At 58.9% G+C, this 20,976-nt stretch carries 18 protein-coding genes, 1 tRNA gene and 1 pseudogene; 15 read left to right on the plus strand and 5 right to left on the minus strand.

What is annotated here, in order from left to right; all coding sequences use genetic code 11:
• Nucleotide 1: 1 nt before the first annotated feature.
• A complete protein-coding gene (rlmB, locus tag ASF60_RS03530; protein WP_244476781.1) occupies nt 2–832 on the minus strand; it encodes a 23S rRNA (guanosine(2251)-2'-O)-methyltransferase RlmB in 831 nt (276 codons plus the stop codon).
• 157 nt (nt 833–989) lie between these two features.
• On the opposite strand from rlmB, the gene ASF60_RS03535 reads away from it, so the two are divergent.
• Both ASF60_RS03535 and ASF60_RS24230 read left to right on the plus strand, forming a co-directional pair.
• Nucleotides 990–1,065, plus strand: a tRNA-Glu gene (locus tag ASF60_RS03535).
• A gap of 192 nt (nt 1,066–1,257) precedes the next feature.
• Nucleotides 1,258–2,259, plus strand: a complete 1,002-nt coding sequence (locus tag ASF60_RS24230; RefSeq protein ID WP_156633814.1) for a hypothetical protein — start codon at nt 1,258–1,260, stop codon at nt 2,257–2,259.
• A gap of 39 nt (nt 2,260–2,298) precedes the next feature.
• Here ASF60_RS24230 and ASF60_RS03540 read toward each other — a convergent pair.
• Nucleotides 2,299–2,846, minus strand: a pseudogene (locus ASF60_RS03540) (IS5 family transposase); the annotation flags it as partial.
• Nucleotides 2,847–3,014: 168 nt separating this feature from the next.
• Here ASF60_RS03540 and ASF60_RS23395 point away from each other — a divergent pair.
• From ASF60_RS23395 to recD2, 6 genes are all read left to right on the plus strand, one after another.
• The gene (locus ASF60_RS23395) at nt 3,015–3,215 is read left to right on the plus strand and encodes a helix-turn-helix transcriptional regulator (protein WP_082507721.1); all 201 of its coding nucleotides are present in this window, start codon (nt 3,015–3,017) and stop codon (nt 3,213–3,215) included.
• Between the two features lie 2 nt (nt 3,216–3,217).
• A complete protein-coding gene (locus ASF60_RS24235) occupies nt 3,218–4,621 on the plus strand; it encodes a DNA primase family protein (RefSeq protein WP_156633816.1) in 1,404 nt (467 codons plus the stop codon).
• A 219-nt stretch (nt 4,622–4,840) separates the two neighbouring features.
• A complete protein-coding gene (locus tag ASF60_RS23400) occupies nt 4,841–7,120 on the plus strand; it encodes a phage/plasmid primase, P4 family (RefSeq protein WP_082507722.1) in 2,280 nt (759 codons plus the stop codon).
• 674 nt (nt 7,121–7,794) lie between these two features.
• A complete protein-coding gene (locus tag ASF60_RS24240; RefSeq protein WP_244478311.1) occupies nt 7,795–8,391 on the plus strand; it encodes a hypothetical protein in 597 nt (198 codons plus the stop codon).
• A gap of 113 nt (nt 8,392–8,504) precedes the next feature.
• The gene (locus ASF60_RS23405) at nt 8,505–9,068 is read left to right on the plus strand and encodes a MucR family transcriptional regulator (protein ID WP_082507723.1); all 564 of its coding nucleotides are present in this window, start codon (nt 8,505–8,507) and stop codon (nt 9,066–9,068) included.
• A gap of 161 nt (nt 9,069–9,229) precedes the next feature.
• Nucleotides 9,230–11,467, plus strand: a complete 2,238-nt coding sequence (gene recD2 / locus ASF60_RS03555; protein WP_056180472.1) for an SF1B family DNA helicase RecD2 — start codon at nt 9,230–9,232, stop codon at nt 11,465–11,467.
• Nucleotides 11,468–11,856: 389 nt separating this feature from the next.
• On the opposite strand, the gene ASF60_RS03560 is transcribed toward recD2, so the two are convergent.
• The gene (locus tag ASF60_RS03560) at nt 11,857–12,072 is read right to left on the minus strand and encodes a hypothetical protein (protein ID WP_056180475.1); all 216 of its coding nucleotides are present in this window, start codon (nt 12,070–12,072) and stop codon (nt 11,857–11,859) included.
• A 416-nt stretch (nt 12,073–12,488) separates the two neighbouring features.
• Here ASF60_RS03560 and ASF60_RS03565 point away from each other — a divergent pair, with 416 nt between their 5' ends.
• The 3 genes from ASF60_RS03565 to ASF60_RS03575 all read left to right on the plus strand — a co-directional run bounded on the left by ASF60_RS03565 (nt 12,489) and on the right by ASF60_RS03575 (nt 15,327).
• Nucleotides 12,489–13,100 carry a hypothetical protein gene (locus ASF60_RS03565; RefSeq protein ID WP_156633818.1) on the plus strand — a complete coding sequence of 204 codons (612 nt, stop codon included), beginning with the start codon at nt 12,489–12,491 and terminating at the stop codon, nt 13,098–13,100.
• Nucleotides 13,101–13,335: 235 nt separating this feature from the next.
• Nucleotides 13,336–14,505 (plus strand): alpha/beta hydrolase, encoded by a 1,170-nt coding sequence (locus ASF60_RS03570; protein ID WP_082507724.1) that lies wholly within the window; start codon nt 13,336–13,338, stop codon nt 14,503–14,505.
• Between the two features lie 192 nt (nt 14,506–14,697).
• On the plus strand, nt 14,698–15,327 hold the full coding sequence (locus ASF60_RS03575; protein WP_056180564.1) for a class I SAM-dependent methyltransferase: 630 nt from the start codon (nt 14,698–14,700) through the stop codon (nt 15,325–15,327).
• Nucleotides 15,328–15,611: 284 nt separating this feature from the next.
• Here the strand turns inward: ASF60_RS03575 and ASF60_RS25455 are convergent, their stop codons facing one another.
• Both ASF60_RS25455 and ASF60_RS03580 read right to left on the minus strand, forming a co-directional pair.
• Entirely contained in the window at nt 15,612–16,292 is a 681-nt protein-coding gene (locus ASF60_RS25455) for a hypothetical protein (RefSeq protein WP_244478312.1), read from the minus strand.
• Between the two features lie 203 nt (nt 16,293–16,495).
• Complete coding sequence (locus ASF60_RS03580) at nt 16,496–17,356, minus strand: DUF4238 domain-containing protein (RefSeq protein WP_082507726.1); 861 nt, start codon at nt 17,354–17,356, stop codon at nt 16,496–16,498.
• A 127-nt stretch (nt 17,357–17,483) separates the two neighbouring features.
• Here ASF60_RS03580 and ASF60_RS03585 point away from each other — a divergent pair, with 127 nt between their 5' ends.
• From ASF60_RS03585 to tnpC, 4 genes are all read left to right on the plus strand, one after another.
• The gene (locus ASF60_RS03585) at nt 17,484–18,365 is read left to right on the plus strand and encodes a hypothetical protein (RefSeq protein ID WP_056180484.1); all 882 of its coding nucleotides are present in this window, start codon (nt 17,484–17,486) and stop codon (nt 18,363–18,365) included.
• Between the two features lie 276 nt (nt 18,366–18,641).
• Nucleotides 18,642–19,016 carry an IS66-like element accessory protein TnpA gene (tnpA, locus tag ASF60_RS03590; RefSeq protein ID WP_162241290.1) on the plus strand — a complete coding sequence of 125 codons (375 nt, stop codon included), beginning with the start codon at nt 18,642–18,644 and terminating at the stop codon, nt 19,014–19,016.
• Nucleotides 19,013–19,369, plus strand: a complete 357-nt coding sequence (gene tnpB / locus ASF60_RS03595; RefSeq protein WP_056180489.1) for an IS66 family insertion sequence element accessory protein TnpB — start codon at nt 19,013–19,015, stop codon at nt 19,367–19,369. The genes tnpA and tnpB overlap by 4 nt, the downstream gene beginning before the upstream one ends.
• Before the next feature lie 69 nt (nt 19,370–19,438).
• Complete coding sequence (gene tnpC, locus ASF60_RS03600; RefSeq protein WP_056180492.1) at nt 19,439–20,962, plus strand: IS66 family transposase; 1,524 nt, start codon at nt 19,439–19,441, stop codon at nt 20,960–20,962.
• The last annotated feature ends 14 nt before the right edge of the window (nt 20,963–20,976 follow it).

Genomic DNA, 20,976 nt, shown 5'->3' on the forward strand with positions numbered 1-20,976 from the left:
GTCAGGCCTCGCGCGGGCTCAGGGCGTAGAGCGTGATGGCGGCCGCGTTCGACACGTTGATGCTGCGGATTTCGCCGCTGAACGGAATGCGCGCGAGCACGTCGCAATTGTCGCGGGTGCGCTGGCGCAGGCCCTTGCCCTCGGCCCCCAGCACGATCACCGCCGGCCGCTTGGGGCCGATGCTGTCGAGGGCGGTCTCGGCGTCGGAATCGAGGCCGATCCGGGTGAAGCCGCGCTTGCCGAGGTCGACCAGCGCGTCCGACAGGTTGCGCACCACGATGAGCGGCACGTGCTCCAGCCCGCCCGAGGCGGATTTGGCCAGGACGCCGGTGGCGTTGGGCGAGTGCCGGGCCGTGGTGATGATGCCGGCCACGCCGAAGGCGGCGGCGGTGCGGACGATGGCGCCGACATTGTGCGGATCGGTGATCTGGTCGAGGGCGAGCAGCAGCACATCGTCGCCGAGTTCGTCGAGGTCCGGCCCCGGCAGCGGGTCGGCCTCCAGGTACAGGCCCTGGTGTACCGCGTCCGGCCCGAGCAGGGCGTTGATGGCGCTCGGCCGCACCATCTCGGGATCGATCCGCAGGGGACCGATCTCCTCGGCGAGCCGCGTCATGGCGTTCTCGGTGGCGAGCAGACGGTGGAGCTTGCGCCCCTCATTGGCCAGCGCCTGCGCCACCGGATGCCAGCCGTAGAGCACCACGTGGTCGCCCGACGCCGCCGCCACGCTGGCGGCGCCGCGCTGGTTCTGCGGGGGACCACGCCGGAAGGGGCCTCGCGAGAAGCCGGGCTTGTTCGTCCTCGGGCCCGGCGGGCCGTCGCGTCGCGTCGTCATGGGGTGTCGATCCGCTTTCCGGCCGCCCCTGAAACAGGCGCGCCGCGTCTGGGGTTCGACAAACCGGCCGGGGCCGTTTTCGTCAAGCGGCAAACTAGCGTCGCCTCCCCCGTTGCCCCCGCGGCCGAAGCCGCCTATAGAACCGCTCACCGCAGCAGCGCCCTTCGTCTAGCGGTCCAGGACGTCGCCCTTTCACGGCGAAAACACGGGTTCGATTCCCGTAGGGCGCGCCAGCGATATCAAGCACTTACATCATTCCCACATGTCCTGTGTCCTGTTCGTGTCCCGTTGACGAGCCTGCATGAGGCTGGACGGAGATGAACGACTCCAGCAAATTTTTTATGATACGAAGCAATTCCTTGTGAGTTCGATCTCCAAAAACGGGGATGCGATTCGGACCCTTCGGACCACGAAAACGAGGTTAGATGAAAAGAACCTCATCCCGGAGTCGAGAACTCGCAGGCACCTGGCGCACGATGGTGGCGGGTCTTGAAGCTCGCTCTTCACTCAAGGAGGAGACGCCGAGGCTCTCCGATTATGCGTTCGGCCACTTCAATCCAAAGATGGTGATAGAGCGCCTGCTCGAGCCTGACCCGACCTACTTTGCTTTGAAGGACATCCTGTTCGCCGGATTGTGCGTCTGGACGGTGTGTCCATACGCTGTTCATCTCATTGAAGATGCCATGGTCCTGGCGGGCATTTCACGAATGGCTGAACTTGAGGAAGATCGGAAGGCGCAACTCCCACAGGACGCATTACTTGCAGATATAGTCGCGCGACTCAGTGGCCCTGGTATCGATTTCTACCGCGACTTCTATTATCCCATGGGCGGGTTGAACCGTATCTTACATGTGCGGTCACCAGACTTACTTCAGCAGGCCGTTAGCTTTGCCTCCAAAAATATTGGCTTCGAAGTAGAAATGGTACGCGTCTGTCATTATCATGCGCTGTACTTGCAAAATACAGCTGGTTTCAGAGTAGCAGGCGTCACCAGATCGGGCGTAGCAGTATCGAGATTATTGAAAAAAATTGAAAGTAGAACTAGTATCAACCCAATTTTACGGGATAACAGGCCACGAAAAACCGTTGATCCAGTAAACTGCAGAAAAAAAGCTGCACCATATATTCGGAGTGCTGCTCTGATTTACGCAGCAAGTTCTATAGCGATTGGAAATGAAAGTTTTCTACAGATGATTTGTAAAGGAAACATAAGCTTCAAGGAGCATGGAGCAGTTTTGTTGGCGTGGTTAGGTCGAGCAGTGTATGCAGCCAATACAATAATTGAACCTATGTACTATCGTGAAAGCAGTGCCGACCAAATCCAATTTTTGCCTAATATAGATCCGATCCTTATAGATCCGCCAGAATTCGGAGAAGAGACACAGATTGTCAGAGATGCTTTCGATGTTCGATTGCGCGATATTTAACTAATTTATTTAATTTAAATAATAGAAAGTCTCTTCTCCGGCGTGCAGTTTGTCCGGCCTCCGACGCGGGCGACCGCGGCGGCCTATCCGTAGGCCCGGCACCGCGTCGAGGTTTGCAGCCTGTGGGCGGCTATCGTGGCAGTTGGCCCCCTTCATAGTTAGGCCAAGTGATATCCCATGGGCGTCCAGGATGAGGTGACGGTTGGTGCCGGGCTTGCCGCGGTCGGTTGGGTTTGGGCTGTTCGCTGCACCCCTTTTTTGGCTGGCACGCTGGCGATGTCGAGAGCGGCCCGTGACCAGTTCAAGGCGTTCGCGTCCTGAAGCTGTTCCGGCAGCACGCGATGCAGGTTCGCCCATACGCCCGCCGCCTGCCACTCCCCAAGCCGCCGCGAGCTCGTCTTGCCGGTGCAGCCAAGGGGTTTCCCGGGCACGTGCTTCCACTGCATGCCTGTGCGTAGAAACAGGATGATGCCGGCCAACGCGGAGCGATCCGAGGAGCACGGATGACCGCCCTTCAGCTTCTCCGGTTCGGGCGGCAGAAGCGGTGAGATCACCGGCCAGAGGTCGTCGGGCACGAGAGCATCCATGCCTGCTCAACCTTTCAAACTCCGGCTTTGTCCCCTGCTCCTAAACACATGTTGCGCGTACGAACATATGTCCGACGTGGAAACATATGTTGTTTACAGCAACATCCTCGACCGGCCGAGCGTGTCCGCTTAAATGCGATGTCATTCCACTAGAACCGGAAGGACATCATGAGCACAGGTATTGAGGGCGATGTAGCGCTCCGACTTCGCCAAATAATCCATCCCGACGGACCGATCCCGGTGAGCGCGAGCAGCTGGTGGGCAGGAGTAAAAAAAGGAATATACCCTCAGCCGATCAAACTCGGTCCACGTATGACTGCCTGGAGGCAAAGCGAGATTCAAAATCTGGTAAAGCAGGGAGTGAAGTAGCCATGCTTCCTCATCTTACCCCGACTGCCCATTTCTCGCTGGCTGATGACTTAGTCGCCCTCATGCGGGACGTACTCCGCAAGGTTTACAAAGGGGGCTCTTACCTCACCTATACCGATGGCGTATTTCGCTATTTCACCGGAACGCAATGGACCCTGCTGTCAGATGCCCAACTCGGCGGAGTGATCCTTCACCATCTGCCCGCTGCAGCGAAGTGGGGAGGCCAACGCACACGCTCATCAATCCGCGAGGTCATCGACCTCTTGAAGATGCACCGAGCAACTAGTCCCGACCTCTCTCGTCTCAACGAGCCGCTACCGATAATCAACGTCGCGAATGGGGAGCTGTGGATTGGGGAGAACGGCTCGGTGGAGCTTCGGGCGCACAGCCCAACCTCAGGACTCCGCTACTGCCTCGACGTAGTCTACGATCCAGCGGCGACCTGCCCACTCTATGATCGCGCGCTGATCGAGATCTTCTCAGCCTCTGAAAACCCGACATCCCTTGCCGCGTTCTGGGACGAGTTCACCGGTTACGTTCTTCAACCGGCGCGTCTCGATGCTCGCATTTTCGTTGGTTGGGGTGCGGGTAATGATGGAAAGAGCGCTCTTGCAGGTATGCTTATCCGCCTTCTTGGCCGTGATCGCGTAGCAGCCATGCCGGTTGGAAAGCTGGCTGGTAATCCGTTCATGATGAGCCATCTCGCTGACAAGGTTCTGTTTCTCGACGATGATGTGGCAGTTGGTACGACGCTTCCTGACGGTCTGCTGAAAACAATCAGTGAAGCCAAGATCGTGACAGGCGAGCCGAAGTACCGCGATGCCTTTGAGTTCGAGGTCCGGACCGTGCCTCTTTTATTATGCAATCGGATTCCGCACCTCCGCGACACTTCATATGGGTTTCGGCGTCGCCTAACTGTGATCCCGTTCGGTCGAAGCTTCACGAAGCATGAAGCTGACCCTACCCTGTTTGCCCGTATCTACGCATCCGAACGTTCCGGCGTCTTGAATCGGGCGCTGAGAGGCTTACGCCAAGTGGTGCAACGAGGGTGGAAGCTAGATCCGCCTGACGCAGTGATTGCAGCAACCGAAGCTTGGTGGGGTGTGGCAACCGGGGCGGCTCCTATGGATGATGAACCGGACCGCCAACCGGAACAAAGTTTACAGCGGTTACATCGGCCTCGAATCCCGCGGCCTCAAGCAGCTTCCACCATCACACACGATGTCATGCCCACCGGCAAATCGACAGGAATGGACGTCAGCGTGAGCATTGAGGTTCCTGAAACCGGTAAAAGTTGTTTGGTGCACGTTCAACTCGGGCAGGCATCGTTACGTGTGAACGGTGCCCCTACACATATTCACAACAATCAGTCATCTGTTCAGCATTCCGCGCCTACTCGTCGCTGATCGAAGTATTTCCGGAAATAGATCTGAGCATTTTGCAAAGATGCGGATGTACAGAGGCGGGAGCAATGCTGTTCCTTTCGGGTAAGCAGTAGGGTTTACCGCTGCTATAATCCGAACAATAGAAACTAGCCCAACCCGGTTCTAGAAGTCGGCGCAACGCGTCGGATAGTCGTCGTATATGTCCAATTGGGTACAACCTACTAAGTGGGATCTTGAGTCATGCCAATAAACGTTATAAATCCAATCAAACATCAAGCGCTTCTGTATGCCAACGCTGGCTTTGCTGTGCTTCCCCTTTACGAGCCGACTGACAGTGGATGCTCCTGCGGGAGCGTGACCTGCGATCGTTCGGGAAAGCATCCTAGACTCAAACGCGGTGTCCACGAGGCTACGAAAGATCTTCAAACAATTTCTTCCTGGTGGGAGATGTGGCCGAACGCCAATATAGGTGTTGCGACAGGCAAGATCTCAGATTTATTCGTATTAGATGTTGACGGCATCGAAGGGTTTAAGACCTTAAGAAAAATTACGAAAGACAAACAAGCTTTGCCGAAAAGCTCAGCCGCAAATACAGGAAATGGAAGGCATTATTACTTTCGACTGGGCACTAATGAGATTAGAAATTCTGTCAGAAAAATTGGGAACGGGATCGATATAAGAGGCGAGCGCGGATATGTAGTTGCCGCTGGTAGTTTGCACCATCTGGGCACTCGATATCGCGTACGCGGACTACAAGGGCGAAGACAACGCTTAATTGTCGCTGATGCTCCGGGGTACCTGCTGGAGCTGATAAACTGCCAACCGGATCGCTCCCGAGGCTGCGGAGCAGCAAGCGCAAAGTCGCCCGGCTCTTACGGTGAAGCTGCGCTCTGTGATGAGCTCTATAAACTTCGTCAGGCGCAACCAGGTACGCGTAACGATGCACTAAATCGCTCCGCTTTTCGGCTTGGGCAGCTGATTGCTTCCGACTGCTTAAGTGAGGACGGGGTGCGTACAGCGCTTACACACGTGAGCCTATCAATCGGGCTTGCTCGCGACGAAGCCACAGCAACGATATGGAGCGGAATCGAAGCTGGGAAAAGCAATCCTCGAGGTCCTGTTCAAGCTGACACGGCTTTGTCGTTCGACTCCTCCCCACCAAAAGATGAGGATCTGTATATCAAAGAACTTGCAGCGCTAGGTGAAACCGATGCCGACAATGCTCAGCGTCTTGCAAAGCGGTTCAAGCATCGCCTTGTGTACACGCCAGGTCGAGGATTTCTTGTGTTCGATGGCAAGCGCTGGAACCATGATACTCGGCTGGAGCGGGTGAGATTCTCTGAGGAGACTGCGAGGCGCATTGCAGCTGAAGCAAGTTATCTTGATCGAGATGAAGCGCGTGCGTTACGTACACGCTTTTCAAAGTTTTCTTTATCCAGAAACGCACTTGACCGAATGCTAGATCTAGCTAAGCCGCTCCTCATGCGCGAGGATAAGGAATTTGACTCCGATCCTCTGCAGTTAAACGTCGATAATGGCACCATTGACCTTCGCACTGGCTTATTAAAAGCTCACGACCCGTTCGATTTCGTCACGAAAATCGTTCCTATTAAATTCGATGCGGGCGAAAAATGCCCTCGCTTCGAAGAATTTCTCGATCAAGCGCTCGGTGCTGACGTAGAACTAATAACATACGTTCAAAAGGCGCTGGGTCTTACTTTAACTGGCGTCATCACAGAGCAGGTTTTCTTCTTCCCTTATGGAGCCGGTCGAACTGGCAAATCGACTCTGGTCAATCTCTTCCGCGACCTGCTGGGTGACTACGGCCTTCACACGCTCACGGAAACGCTCCTTGCAAAGCAGTATGACAACGGGATTCCAGCCGACTTAGCCCGAATGGCAGGCGCTCGGATGGTGACTGCGATAGAGGCGAACTGGAACCGCCCCCTCGACGAGGCACGACTCAAGGCAATGACAGGTGGTGAGCCAATCACTGCCCGCTACATGCGCCAAAATTTTTTCGAGTTTCAACCGGAGTTTAAGCTGTGGTTCGTTGCGAATGATTTGCCCGGGGTGCGGGGAACCGCCTCGGCATTCTGGGCGCGGGTCAGGGTGATTCCATTCAACGTGATCGTTTCTGAAAACGAGCGCGATCCCGATCTCACAGCTAAGCTCAAGCTCGAGTATTCTGGTATTCTAGCATGGGCCGTGAGGGGATGCTTAGCTTGGCAGCGTGAGGGCCTTGGAAAGCCGGAAGCAATCGTTGCGGCGAACAATGTCTGGATGGCGAAGGCCGATCATGTGCCAAAGTTCTTAGGCGACGAACTGATCCAAGACCATGCGAACTTTGTAGCCGCGAGTGACGTCTACGCTCGTTACAAACGCTGGTGCGAGAAACACGGCGAGACAATTCTCTCTGACAAGGGCTTCAAGGCCGCACTTCTGCGGCTGAATTTGAGACATTCTCGAAAGCGCACCGGCAGCGTCTGGGAGGGGATGAAGCTACGTCTCGATGGCTGATTGCCCAAGGTAGGCCGGCCATTGGTTGGTGGCAGCTGTTGCAGCAAATTATATTAAAACCCCAGGGTGATGAATGCCTTTGTGGCTTAATGAATTTTGCTGTCACAGCTGTCACGCACTGGCCTTTCAGCCATGCATGGCTGTGCAGATGGTGCCGTGCTGTCAACGCTCAATTAGACGCATGACTGTTGGGACTGATTTAGATGAGTTGACGCCGCTTATTAACCCTGAGCTACCACCTGCTTTTCAGCAGCCAGGTGTTCGATTTGAAAGACGAAACTGAAGGCCCTTGGCTGCATGCACTAAGCGTGGTTCGACCCGCTCTGGTGCTCGCTCCTACGACCTTCCTAGCCGGTCTGCGAGATGGATTCGCTCGTAATGGCGTCTCGAACGCCATTAGCCGCCACGATAATGGTCCGATTTATGATTGGGTCATGAGCCTTGTGGGTCTGCAGGGTATCTCGGATCGCGTGGCGTTCGCTTTCACTGCCCAGCATGGGTTAGCGACCTGGGAAGGTGTTCGCGAAGGTCTACGTACAAGACCTGCGTGCAGCCACCTGCAGGGGCACTGGCAGTTTAGGGGGTGCGGCTACCAGAAGAGTGCACGGACCTGCGCCGAGCCTCATCTTCTGCCTTCCTGTCCGCTGCCAGCTTTGCCGTTGAGGAAGGGCACCTTGAACCAGGCTGCATACTCGCTTGCCTTGTTCATTCGAGATGCCTGTCACGGCGACCTTGTTGGATGGATCGATAGGAGGCTCGCTGATGCTGATCCGGGTTTCGGGATGACCGACCGTGCCGCCGTTATGAAAGATGCCGTCCTGAGCCCGCTAAGCGAAGTTCACGGGGTGGGGCCGAAGGTTTGGTCGATGCTCCTGGCCGATCTGCTGCTTGGGGCCGACCCTAGTCGGGAACGCTGGGTTGCGACCGGGGCCGCTATGATAGCGATCGACTCGCTGGTTCATGCCTTCCTGCATCGAACCGGCATACTCAGGCGGCTCGAGTGCGAGCACCCCTACGGTCCGGCCTGTTATGGCCCTGCAGGGTGCGCCAGCGTCATTGGCGGCCTTGCCCGGCGCATCGATGCTCGCGAGTTCAACGCCGCCCACCCCGTCAATTTCTCGCGCTTCGTGCAGGCTGCGATTTGGGCCTTCTGTGCTGAGGGCGGCTACGGCATCTGCAACGGCAACAAAATTGACGATCGGCAGCGCTGTGATCAGATCTACTGCCCAGCCTACAGCACGTGCGACCGCATCGTGTTTAGGGTAAAATAAATGGCTTGGGTGCGGTGAGCGCCTCTCATTTCTGTAGATCAATTGCCGCCGCTGCTTGCGTTTATCGAGCTGTCAGCTAGTTGCGGAAGAGAGGCTTGAAGAAAGGCACTCTCATGTCCGAAAATGCAGAAACAATCTCGACCGCTTATCTCGAACTCGCAGCCGACATCGTGGCGGCTTATGTGTCTAACAATTCAATTCCCATCTCTGAGCTGCCGTCGCTAATCGCGGGCGTTCACACCGCGTTGGCCGGCCTCTCGAATGGTGCGGTTAAAACCGACGACGCCAAGGTCGAAAAGCAGACCCCAGCGCAGATTAAAAAATCGGTCACGCCGGACGCTCTCATCAGCTTCGAGGATGGCAAGCCCTATAAGACCCTTCGCCGTCACCTTACCCTTCGTGGTCTGACGCCCGAGGCTTATCGTGCAAAGCACGGGTTGCCTGCTGACTACCCGATGACCTCCGCAAGCTACTCAGCGCAGCGGTCCGAGTTGGCGCGCTCACTCGGCCTCGGTCAGCAGCGTCGCAAGGCTGCGGCGAAGGATGTCGCGGCTGACGAGACGGTGTCGAGCGCCTCCAAACCCAAGCCTGCTCGCAAAAAAGTAGCGGCCGACAAGTCAGCAGAAGCTCCCAAATCTGCCAAGCGTCGGAAGGGTGCTCAAGCCACCCCGGCCTGAGGATGTGTAGCTGGAGCGGATCTCATCGTTAGATCTGCCCCAGCGCCGTCATGTCTGAACGCTAACTTCGGATAGAAGCAATCCGGCACATCAGTACATAGATCTCTGGTAAGCTGACCCGCGCCGTGGGTGGTGTGTGTCGGACGACCCGGAGCCACGATATGAACCCCAGGCCGGGGCAAAAACAATTCGAGCGAGGCACGCCGTCAGAGACGCTTGCGGGCACGGTGGAGCGTGTCACCTTCCATAATAGCGAGACCGGCTTCTGTGTCCTGAAGGTTCAGGCCCGAGGCAAGCGCGACCTCGTGCCTGTGATTGGGCATGCCCCTGCCATCGGTGCAGGCGAATGGATCACCGCAACCGGCATCTGGTTTTCGGACCGACAACACGGACTGCAGTTCAAGGCCGACACCCTCAAGGCGACCCCACCGACTGGGGTTGATGGCATCGAGAAGTACCTCGCATCCGGCTACATGCGTGGCATCGGTCCAGCCATGGCCAAGCGCATCGTGGCGTTGTTTGGAGAGAATACCTTCGAGGTCATCGAGGCTGAGCCTGACCGCCTGAAGGAGGTCGGCGGCATTGGACCAAAGCGGGCCGAGCGGATCGTGAAAGGTTGGGCCGAGCAGAAGGCGGTGCGGGAGATAATGATCTTCCTGCACGCCCACGGTGTGGGCACCGCCAGGGCTGTGCGCATCTTCAAGACCTATGGTCAGGACTCCATCAAGGTCATGACTGAGGACCCCTATAGGCTCGCACGCGACATTCGCGGCATCGGGTTCCGAACGGCCGATGCTATTGCGATGAAGCTCGGCCTAGAGAAGGAAGCGCCGCAGCGGTTGCGAGCCGGTGTCTCGTTCGCGCTCCAGACTGCCATGGACGAGGGGCATTGCGGCTTGCCCACCGTGCGCCTCGCCGTGCTCGCCCAAAAGCTGCTGGAGGTCGCACCCGACTTGATCCGCATCGCCATCGCGCTGGAGCTACGCGGTGAGGACGTAGTCGCCGACACGGTGGATGGCGAGACCTGCATCTTCCTCATGGGGCTGCATTCCTCAGAGCGGATCATTGCCGAGCGCCTGATCGATCGTGCGTCGGGAAGGCCGCCGTGGCCTGAGATCGACCTCGACAAGGCTAGGCCCTGGGTGGAGGGGAAGACCGGTAAGGCTCTCTCACCCTCGCAGATCGAGGCCGTGCGGCTGATGCTGGGCTCCAAGCTCAGCGTGATCACAGGCGGCCCTGGCGTGGGCAAGACCAGCACGCTCGATTCGGTGCTACGCATCCTCAGGGCTAAGGGCACTCAGGTGCTGCTCGCTGCCCCTACAGGGCGTGCGGCCAAGCGCATGACCGAGCAGACCGGTCTGGAGGCGAAAACCATCCATCGCCTGCTGGAGATTGATCCAAAGCACGGCGGCTTCTCGCGCAACGAAGAGAACCCACTCGACTGCGATCTCCTCGTCATTGACGAGACCTCGATGGTGGACGTGCCGCTGATGAATGCCTTGCTGAAGGCGGTGCCGGACCACGCTGGGCTGCTGCTCGTTGGGGATGTGGATCAGCTACCCTCAGTCGGACCAGGGCAGGTCCTAGCAGACGTGATCGCCTCCGGGCGGATACCAGTGGCACGGCTGACCGAGGTCTTCCGGCAGGCGGCTGAGAGCCGGATCATCGTCAACGCGCACCGGATCAACTCCGGCCAGATGCCGGAGAGGCCCCGCCCAGGCGAGAAGGCGGACTTCTACCTCATCGAGATCGATGACCCGGAGGTCGGCGTCGCCAAGCTGATCGAGGTCGTTACCAACCGCATTCCTCGCTCCTTCGGCCTTGATCCCGTGCGCGATGTGCAGGTGCTGACGCCCATGCTGCGCGGCTTGCTGGGCTCACGCAACCTGAACCATGAACTCCAGCGCGTGCTGAACCCCAACCCGCCTGCACAGGTCGAGCGCTTCGGCTGGCGATTTGCGCCGGGTGACCGGGTAATGGAGACGCAGAACGACTACGACCGAGACGTCTTCAATGGCGACCTTGGCATGGTCACCGGCATCGACGAGGAGGAAGGGGCGGTACTCGTCACCTTTGAAGGAAGGGAGGTGATCTACCCTTTCGGTGAGCTCGACACGCTGGTGCCCGCCTTCGCGACGACGATCCATAAGAGCCAGGGCTCGGAGTACCCAGCCGTGGTGATCCCCATTGTGACGCAGCACTTCAACATGCTCGCCAGAAACCTCCTGTACACAGGCGTAACGCGGGGCAAGCAGCTCGTGGTGCTGATCGGGCAGCGCAAAGCCATCGGCATGGCCGTCAAAAGCGGTCAGACGAAGCGTCGCTGGACGAAGCTGCGGGAGTGGCTTGTTAACGAACTGACACATGCATCATCGATGAAATTGCCGGCGACGGATTGAATGCTTTGCTATTGACGTGATCAGCGCTCTTTCGGTGGTAGTACCGCACGAGCAGCCAGATGTATTATGAGTCCTGCGACAAGTGCTCCGATCCACACACCGATGACGCGAACAGCAGTTGCGCCCGAGTTGGTTCCGAAGACAAAGGCTAGAAAAGATCCACAGGTACCAGCAGTCACAACACCTGAAGCAATTGTGTTTAGCCAATTCGCAGATAGGCGACGCCGCTCTTCATCCCAATTCATGACCAGCCGCTGCCTCTCGAAGCCCATGACACAAAAAAATTTCTGTATTTATGAAGGGCTTTAGATGGCTTTCGGTTGAAGCTCTCCACAGAGATCAGTGGCGGGTCGGTAGCCGCTGGTACTCTGGACGCAAATGCTTATGGATCACGGCCGCGGCGTTACGGTCGCTTGAAAAGGCGAAGCGGCATTCGTTGACGTTAACCCCCTGGCGACTACGAGTTCCTCCTCAAGAACTAGGCGGTCCTCCAGGGCATTCCGCAAGGCCATGTCGAGGTCGCCGTCTGCGGCCTCGACGTACGCGATAGCGAGCAACTCGGTCTCGGTCATTCTTCCGATCTCGGCGATCTGCGAGGCTGTCATCGTGCTGCTCCTAATGAGAACATAACAAGAACACAGGATCTGGGTTCCTAGGTCAATGATCCTGTCGCAAGCCTGTGAGAAACGGGGATAAGGATGCCGAATCGCTTTGAGGTGAGCGTGACGCTTGAAGCGATATCGCCTTGGCTCGCGCTCATAGCTGGATCATCAGGCGGCATATTCTGAGACCTCGCAGCGCAGAAATCACACGCCGTTGACGAAGAGTATATTTTCCTATAAATATGATTTTGGGCGGTCAATGTTGCCTGCAGCATGGGGGCTATGACTGAAGTGCCGAACCATCATGTGCATCACTGGATGCCACGAACCCCGGTACAGTTTAGCGCCTACAACAACATCCGCCGATACCAGCAAGGGGGTCCCATCCGGGGCCCTTTTTCGCATTTTAGGGGCATGAAATGAGCGACACGTCATCACCGATGGAGAAGAAGCCCGAAACCGGTACAGCCGCAGTCAGCCTCGCGCTGATTGTCTTCGGTCGAGACAAGGACGGCAAGCCGCACGCTTCTGCCTTTGCCGAGGCCGACGCTACGCTCGCTACCAAGGCGGCTGACTTGATGGGCATGCGAACCCTCGCAGTCGAAACCGAGGAGCATCGTTCGATCGCCTCACAGCTGCCGCTGGGGCGCGTGTTCGCAAGCGGCAAGGGTTTCGTGCCGTTCGTCAAAAAGGGCTTGTACGAGCGCCTGAGCGCATTGGCTGGCCCCGCCATTACGGCGGCTGACGACACCGCGCCCATTAATGCCGATGCCGTGCCGGAAGGCGATGGTTGTGAAGCTTCGAAAAGCGCCGAGCAGCGACCCGTCAGTTGGTCCGAGATCACTGCAGGAAGTACCGTCCTGGTACATGGGGGTGGTGAGGATGGTTGGTTCGAGGCTGAGGTCGTCGAGGCCAAGGCCGACGACCTATTTACCTTGCGCTGGCGCGACTGGCCGGAGTTGCCGATCCTGGTTCGCACGCGGTCGCACATCGCCTTGCTGAACCCGTACGTACCGTCGGCAGCGGACTGAGGGCGGCTTCAGCGATAGTCCACCCTAACAGGCGCGATGCGATGGCTTTGGCGATAGCCGACCTTGCCACAATGATTTGCGCCCTGAACGACGCTTTCTAACGAAATTCCGTTGGCGGGCAGGTGATCGAAACTGCGGGCGTGGTCGAGCTTCGCGAGCCTCACGGATGGACACAAGGCACAGTCGCCGTCGATACTCTTCAAAGGGCGCGCCAGACGTCCACGGGAGGACGTCGATGCGGAGGTTAGCGCTACTTGGGGTTTGCGCCCTGTTCGGGCTCACAGTGACGGCCCAAACCGAGCCTGCTCCGGTTACCCCCAACGTACCGGCGACCTTCAAACCGACCCAACGTGAGGGCTACTTTTTCGTTGGCGGTCGGTACGAAACTGTCGGCGGGAAAGACCTCGCTACCGGACAGATGTTCGTCCAGTTCCATGCCCCAGTCGATGTCACGCAGCCTTTCCCGGTCGTGATGGTGCACGGTACTGCCCAGACTGGGGTGAACTTCCTTGCCACGCCCGATGGCCGGCGTGGATGGGTGGATTACTTCGTCGAGCGCGGCTTTGCCGTCTACGTCGTCGATCAGGTCGGCAGAGGTCGGTCAGGCGACAACCCGGAGGTCTACGGCCCCTACGCCCGACTCGCACCGGGTGACCTGGAAAGCATCTTCACGGGCCAGGAACGGTTCGCACTGTTCCCGCAGGCCATGCTTCACACCCAATGGCCGGGCGGCCCGGGTGTGAAAGGCAACGTCGCCTTCGATCAGTTCTATCTCTCGCAGGTGCCCTACATCGCGAGTGCGCTGAAGAGCGAGGAACTGGTTAACCCGGCGCTGATCGCACTGCTGGAGAAAATCGGCCCCTCGGTCCTACTCACACATTCACAGGCTGGGGTGTTCGGCTGGGCTGTTTCCGACCAGCGGCCTGACCTCGTGAAGGCGCACGTCGCCGTCGAGCCGAACGGCCCAACCTTTTTCGATATCAAGTTCAAGGGCGGCGACGAATGGTACGAGCGCGTTGGTGAGGCCCGAGCCCGGCCCTATGGCATTACGCGCCTGCCGCTGCGCTTCGAGCCCACTGTGGGCTCGCCAGCCGACTTAACTGTGGTACAGGCCGAGCAGCCGACCCGAGTGGGGCAGATCCGCTGCTGGTTGCAGGCTGAGCCGGCCCGGCAGCTCCCGAACCTTGCGAAGGTGCCAGCCGTCATCGTCACCGGTGAAGCCTCGTTCCGCGCAACGATGGACGATTGCACGAGCGCATTTCTCGCCCAGGCCGGTGCGAAGCCAGATCGTCTTGCACTTGCTGAGCACGGCATTCACGGCAACGGGCACATGATGATGCTGGAGCTGAACAACGGCGCGGTGGCCGACGCGATCATTGACTGGATCGTGACCAAGGCCCGGTGAGGGCGCGACGCGCACTCGGGTGATCGCATGTTGCTCATCGCTCACGGTCCCTCGACGACAGAGCGCGACGATCACCCCCAGGACAAAGCAGAGGATCGGGCCCAATATCTTGGGGCTAGGAACCCGGTTGTTCCGCACCGTCGAACGATCTGTCTGTCGGTCGGACAGAGTGACGGGTGAACAGGAATGGCGATGACCACACTCCCCGAATTACCCCCCGGTGCATTTGCCAAGCAGGATCAATCACCCGACGCCTTGTTCTACGCACAGCCGCGCTTCGTGACGCATATCGACGATCCGGCCATCGAAGCTGTCACCGACCTTTATCGAACGCTTCTGCCGCCCGGCGGACGCGTCCTCGATCTGATGTCGAGTTGGGTCAGCCATCTGCCTGCGGAAGTCGCCTATAGCGCGGTGATCGGGCATGGCCTGAACAACTCAGAGCTTGTCGCTAACCCGCGCCTGACGCAGCATTTCGTCCAAGATCTCAACACCGATCCAATCCTGCCGCTTGAGACGGACAGCATCGACGCCGCCCTCATCTGCGTCGGGGTGCAGTACCTGCAGAACCCTGTAGCTGTGATGCGTGAGGTTGCGCGTGTGCTGGTACCCGGCGCGCCTCTGATCATAACCTTTTCGAATCGTTGTTTTCCAACCAAAGCGGTCGCCATTTGGCGCGCCGTGAGCGGGGCTGATCACGCTCGACTCATCGACCTCTATCTGCGACATGCCGGGTTCTCCGCGATCGAGGCCCAAGCCGTACTGCTGGAGGGTGGCCCGAGTGACCCGCTGCGGCTCGTGGTCGGCCGTACATCACCATGAGAGAAGGGGCATAAGTCTGCTTGACATCATGAGCGGAAATCATCCTACCGCCCGGCAGCGGATAATTCAGTTTCAGCAAGGCGACCTTCCGGTATCGACCCAACCCAGCCGTCCAGACCGCTATCGGCGCTTCTCCAAAGCAGCCGTTCGTCAGCCGTCCGGCAACTTCGGCTCGGGGTGCTAAGCCGAATCTGACTGTGCGCTCAGAAAAGTACATCCACATCGCGCTCATTCATTGGCCTTAGGCGGGTCCAGCCGCTACTAGAGCGCCGACCTGGATGCCCTCAGCTGTTGGACGGCCAATATCGAAAATACTGCTGCACCATCTGTTCCCACTGGGATACTTTCTCGTTGGTTATACCATGCATAATCAACGTCGAGCGCAACCATTTAAAGTGTGATAGAATATCAGAGCACAAAACATCTTTCAAAACGGATAGCGGCGGCGCTCCAGATGGCTGCTTGAGATCTGCATGTGCTATCCACCAGAGCCAGTGTGACATGAGGAAAGGAGAACTGTTTGGAGGAGCAAAGGCACGTGCGGACTCATGTATTGCAATTCCATAAGGAGGTGCATTACTTTCACTACGAAACGCCTGAATGATGGCTGGACCGAAAGCGACCCGACTGAGCGTCTGTTGATGTTTCACCCGTTTAGCGGGCGAGAGGCCTGCGGCGATCGCGTCCCCTCGGTAAACTGGACCGTAAGCAATCGCACCACGGAGCAGAAACTTGTTTTGAGGGTCTGGAGTTGAAATGAATATCGCCGCAAGATCAATCATGATTGATTGCACAACAGTCTGAATTTCAAATGTACTTGGACATATTATGAATACACCGTCGTTAATAGGCAGTGTATAGGCGGACGTATGTTGATGGGTCGCTTGTTCAACGGCCATATGTAGTCGGACCAGCGCATTTGCAGGTTTTTCAAGCGAAACCGACATCAAATTCCCAGCACCCATCAGGTCGATCCACGCGACGTAGACATTCTCAGCGCGTTCGATTTTGCTGGAATCGAATCGGAATCGTTCACGCTGTCTTTTCGCGTAGATCCGGACTTGTTCTATCGGGCTGGGCCCGTCGACCTTGGTTCTCTCACTTACCATCGGGGTTCCGATCTCCGGCCGCTCAATGAAGGTTTTGTTTAACTGGGTTCGGCCTACCCTCAGGATCCAATAAGGGCATCTAGGACGCTCCGTGCACCGGAAGCCACAACCGTACTCTGATCAAAAATCGTCTTGTTTATTTTTGTGACCCCCGCATTATTCAGCTTCACGAGACTCTCCGTACCTGACTCGCCATACAGCGTGATAGCCACGTCGCTGGCGACGGGAAGCCACAACTCCACATCCGGATGCCCTAGATCCTTGCGGCCATCAGGGGCCGCGTACCTTGCCGTGGGGTGGCTTCCGAGGATGAAGCTTCCTTCATTCGGGCTGATGTGTGCGACGGTGAGACCCTTCGCGGCGAAGGCGGACAGAATGCGATCAGATTGACGTCCGACTCCATACACCCGAGCGTTCTGTACAGCCCTCTTCACAAACGCCGGGTCCCTCAGAGAAGCCTTCTCGGACTCTGAAATTTTCCCGCCGTCAGCCTCGAACTTGGCGATGTACGTCTCGATCTGGCCCTCAGCGTCGACTGCCACCTGCTTGAAGAAGTCGGGCACCCGCTTCATCTGGAACATAAGGAACTCGTTCGCGAGCGCTCGCTCCTCTTCGGAAAGATCAGCCGTATGGTTGCGACGTGCGTTTTCCACGATTTTGTCTAACAAATGGTCCGCTCGTCCTTCTAGTCTTGAGAAAATAAGCTCCTGATCGGCATTACGGGATCCGTCTTCTTCGATAGTAGAATAGGCGTGCGTCTCGACAAAAAGATTATCTCGGACTGTCCGCTGTATGCCCTCATGAGGGCGCCTCTCATCATAAAACCATATGCGTTTGTCGGAATCTAGGAAGCGCTTCTGGAGCATTTCCGGGATCGTATGGTGCCTCTTGGGCTGCGGGCTGCGAAGGGCTTTAGGCATGGTACAGTGAGCCGAGGCGTTGAGGTCGGTGATGTCACTCTATACTCGGATAACGAACACGGGCACTATCTCGGAGCCAAAAGGGAATCCTGATTCCCTGTTTGCTCTACCGTCGACCATAAATTGGATGCGCGGCTTAGCTCTTCTGACCACCTATCATGGGCTGAGTGCGTCGAGCGCTCGCACATTTTACTCCGGGGTCCAGAGAATCAAGCTCACCGAACATCAGCAGAACACTGTTCTGGAGCAGCTTCTCTTCGCACTACACCAGTGCTCTGCCTTGCGGGCGATGCTAGATGTGCAGAACAAGGCCGACATCGCACGAGTGGGTATTGTGGCCTGGTACTACGGCATCTATGCAGCCGCCTCGGCAATGGTGACCGCGCAGGACGGATCGTTCCAAGATGACCATACGGGTACGGCCGTCCAGTGGAGCGGGCAGATTGCTCAGCGAGATCTCGTCATGCCACCGTTTGAGATGCGCGTGTCTACGCTGGTCCGGAAGGACGCCGACCTGGAACTCATGAAGATGCTGACCGTCGAGAAGCGTTCCTTGTCATCGGCCGCGCCGGTCAATCGCGACGAAGCTGAAGCAGCCGTCCACGCCTATCTCTCGGGTTGCGTGAAGTGGTGGCGGTGGAAGACGGAAGAGTCCATTCGCGACAGTAGGGACTTTCGAGACCTCAAGGTTGCAGATTTCCGCACAGCCGCCGCCCGCGAGTTGCGGGACCGGCGGCTCGCCGTACGTAACGTGAGCTTTCTGCACGAAGCCATTCGCTACAGGGGTAAGGCCAATTACAGGGATGCCGTGTTTCTGGGTTACGGCACGACGGTACCCAGTCAATTGGACGGCTACATCGCCGATCTATCATCGGTGCTGACCGGGTTTGTAACGATGGCTGGCTCGTTCTGTGCGCGTCGGCTCGGGCCTACTGTATGGGATGAATTCGTCGCAGACCTCGAAGCGAAACGATCCTTTACCACCGCTCCGAGTCAGATCTGGTCCTAAGCCTTGACCACTCTCGCATATGACGGCCTTTCGGTAAGCGGTGTCTGGATCCGCCCTTTTTGATGAACTGACGATGGTGGAGGCTGACGGTCCCTGGTTCGGATCGTTTTGTGTCTATGCTTAAGGATATGGNGTAAGCGGTGTCTGGATCCGCCCTTTTTGATGAACTGACGATGGTGGAGGCTGACGGTCCCTGGTTCGGATCGTTTTGTGTCTATGCTTAAGGATATGGTTGAGTTGCCGCGGTCGGTCCGCCGGCTTGAGGTTGTCACGTGCGTGGGCAGTCGTCGGCGCTGGTCCGAGGCCGAGCGTGACCGCATCCTGGCTGAGGCGACCGCCCCCGGTGCGGTGGTCTCGGTGATCGCGCGCCGGCATGGGATGAGCCCGCAGCACCTGTTCACGTGGCTTCGCGCGGCCCGGCGTTCGGCAGCCTCGCTTCCTGTCGCCCTGCCACTGACGTTCGTGCCGGCGCTGGTCGAGGATAATGTCCCGGTTCCGGCGGCACGACGGTCGCGGCCTCGGGCCTTGCATCGAGACGCTCCTGCTGCCGAGATCGAGCTGGACTTGGCTGGCGTGACCGTTCGGATCGGTGCGGGCGCGCGGGAAGCGACGATCACGGCGGTGATCCGGGCGCTGAAGGCCACGGTATGATCGGACCGTCCGGTGCGGTGCGCGTGATGATGGCGACGCGGCCAGTGGACTTCCGCAAGGGCATGGACGGGTTGGCTGCCCTGGTGCGGGATGCGATGGGCGCGGATCCGTTCTCTGGCACGGTCTACGTGTTCCGATCGAAGCGAGCGGACAGGGCCAAGCTTCTGTTCTGGGACGGGAGTGGGGTGGTTCTGGCGACCAAGCGCCTGGAGGCCGGTCAGTTCTGCTGGCCGAAGATCGAGGATGGCGTCGTACGCCTCACGGCAGCGCAGCTCGCGGCCCTGCTCGAAGGGCTCGACTGGAAGCGTGTTCACGCGGCTCGCACGGTCATCGCTCCGGCGGTCGCAGGGTGAGCAAAAAGGTCGAGGGCGCGGGCCCCATTACGATGGTAAGCTTCTGGCGGATATGCTTTAATCCGCTTCGTGGCTAAGCCTGCTTCACGCCTGTCCGACGATCCCGAGACGCTCAAGGCGCAGCTCGTCGAGGCGCAGGCCGAGAACGAGCGGCTGCGCCAGATCATCTTGGCGATGCAGCGCCACCGCTTCGGACGCCGGGCCGAGAGCCTGCCCGAGGACCAGCTCCTGCTCGGGTTGGAAGAGGCCGAGCAGGTCGAGGCCGCGGGTTTTGCCGCCGAGGAGGCCGAGCCGGCCATGAAGGCGGTCCGGGTCGGCAAACGTCGCACCAACCGCGGGGCGCTCCCAGCTCATCTGCCGCGGGTCGAGACCCTCGTCGACATCGACGGCACCGCCTGCCCGTGCTGCTCGGGCACCCTGCACAAGATTGGCGAGGACGTGTCCGAGCGGCTCGACGTGGTGCCGGCGCAGTTCCGAGTGTTGGTGATCCGCCGGCCGCGCTACGCCTGCCGGGCCTGCGAGGACGCGTTCGTGCAGGCCCCGGCACCGCTCCGGCTGATCGAGGGCGGCCTGCCCACCGACGCGCTGGTCGCGCAGGTGCTCGTCTCCAAATACGCCGACAATCTGCCGCTCTATCGCCAGGCGCAGATCTTCGCCCGTCAGGGTGTCGTCCTTGACCGTTCGACGCTCGCCGACTGGGTCGGACGCGCCGCCTTCCTGCTCCGGCCGGTGCACGAGCGGTTGCTGGAGACGCTGAAGCGCTCGGGCAAGCTGTTTGCCGACGAGACCACGGCCCCCGTGCTCGATCCCGGGCGCGGGCGCACCAAGACCGGTCAGCTCTGGGCCTATGCCCGTAACGACCGGCCCTGGGGTGGATCCGATCCACCCGGTGTCGCCTACGTCTACGCCCCCGACCGCACCGCAAGCCGGCCGATCGCGCATCTGGCTGGGTTTGAAGGCGTGCTGCAGGTCGATGGCTATGCGGCCTACGAGGTGCTGGCCAAGGGCGGCGCGATCCGGCTGGCCTATTGCTGGAGCCACGCACGGCGGCTCTTCTACGAACTTGGCCCCGCCTCGCCGATCGCCACGGAAGCGCTGGCGCGCATCGCCGCACTCTATCGGATCGAAGCCGAAATCCGTGGTCGCCCGGCCGACGAGCGGCGTGCCGTGCGTCAGGAGCGAAGCCGGCCCGTGATCGAGGCGCTGGAGCCGTGGCTGCGCGAGAAGCTCGGCCTGGTCAGCCGCAAGAGCAAACTCGCCGATGCAATCCGCTACGCTCTGTCGCGCTGGGCCGGCTTGAGCCTGTTCCTCAACGACGGCCGGGTCGAGATCGACTCCAACATCGTCGAACGCGCGATCCGACCCCTGGCCTTGAACCGCAAGAATGCGCTTTTTGCCGGCTCGGACGGCGGCGGCCAGCATTGGGCGGTGATCGCCTCGTTGATCGAGACCTGCAAGCTCGCAGGCGTCGAGCCACACGCCTACCTCGCCGACGTCATCACCCGCATCGTCGAGGGCCACCCCCAGCGCCGTCTCGACGACCTGCTGCCATGGGCCTACCCAGCCATGCCAGCCCTCAAAGCCGTGGCCTGAAAACAGCGCTTACG

The sequence above is a fragment of the Methylobacterium sp. Leaf113 genome, from assembly GCF_001423325.1.
Taxonomy (GTDB): domain Bacteria; phylum Pseudomonadota; class Alphaproteobacteria; order Rhizobiales; family Beijerinckiaceae; genus Methylobacterium.